Annotated in this window: 1 rRNA gene; it reads right to left on the bottom strand. The window is 37.1% G+C overall.

The features are described 5' to 3' along the window. Positions 1 to 1,323: 1,323 nt before the first annotated feature. A 5S ribosomal RNA gene (gene rrf, locus HPT30_RS00825) occupies positions 1,324 to 1,406 on the bottom strand; the annotation flags it as partial.

A 1,406-nucleotide genomic window follows, 5' to 3' on the forward strand; every position in this document is an offset into this window, starting at 1 on the left:
AATAGGTTTTTTCGAGCGATCACTTCCTCGAATTACTTCAAGAAAATAACCATCCGAAAACTTATCGAAAAGAGCGATTGCTCATTTTGAAACATCTGACGAGAATTAAAATTCTCATTTTGAATTCACTTTCGTGAATTCGATACTCACTCGTTGTTCAGTTTTCAAAGATCAAGCTATTCTCGTTGTCCGCTCAATGTCTCAGCAGCAACTCTTATACTATATCATGTCCGGCGTTTTAATGCAACACTTTTTTTGAAGAGTTTTACTAAGCAGCCATTCATTCTATTCCAATCGACAAACAATTCTTTCTGCTCGCGACCGGACATTTAATATACCATGATACCTTACCATAATGCAAGCTTTATTATTTTAGAAAAATAGTCTGTTTTATTTAAAGAGTCTTTAATATTCTACTAACATACCGGTATAACACAATCTTCCCTTTAGTTGAGAACATCAAAGTATACAAAAACTGCATTAATCTAAGCCGCTGGTTCTACTTCATATTTTCAGCATGTTTGAAATTAGATAGTTTAAGGTTTGAAGCTTTTTTTACTCCTGATCTTGCAGTTCTTCAAGGATGGAGAGATTATCGATCTTTTTATTTATTTGCCGTTGTTCTATTAATAAGAACGCTAGAGTACCTAGCACACCCACAAACATGGCCTTAGGTTCAATAATTAAAGGAAGTTGTATACCTTGCTATTCTGCTTCTGCCCTCTAATCACTCGGAATATTGCGCAAACTGTTCGAACTGTTGCTGAAGTCTACTCGTATCAAGAATCATCGTTGTTCTATTATCAATTTAAAATTGCTTGCGAATCTCTGAAAACCGATTACGTTCTGCCTCAAAAGTCTAATTGCCCTCATATTCTGAGCCTTAAAAAGATTCCTGCATCACATCATAATCCATATAAGCACCAATTCCAATATAATGTGCTACAATATCAATTGCTTCTATATTCAGGGTAATGCCATCTCTCATATCAACAACCTCTACAAGAAGCATATCACCCTTGTCCAGTTTTAGAGTAGCTGCCAACTGATTGGACAGAACAAGCCCTTTGTGTGGCAGGATAATATTTTTCCCATCTTCTGTCTTCGGTTGACAGACACTTTAATCTTTCGGCAGACTGGTCAAGTCTACTACCTTCTTGTTCTCATTTATTCTTCTTTCACCTTACTTCTACAAATTGTACATTTTACTTACAAACACTATAATAATTTGTTTGAACCGTCCCAAAACTCCATTGAAGCTCTAAAAGATTTATTATAAAACACAAAAAAGCCCTTGTTGATTAAATCAACAAGGGCTCAAGTGCTTGGCGGCGTCCTACTCTCCCAGGACCCTTCGGTCCAAGTACCATCGGCGCTGGAGGGCTTAACGGTCGTGTTCGGGATGG

The sequence above is a fragment of the Paenibacillus agri genome (genome assembly GCF_013359945.1).
GTDB lineage: Bacteria > Bacillota > Bacilli > Paenibacillales > Paenibacillaceae > Paenibacillus_AQ > Paenibacillus_AQ agri.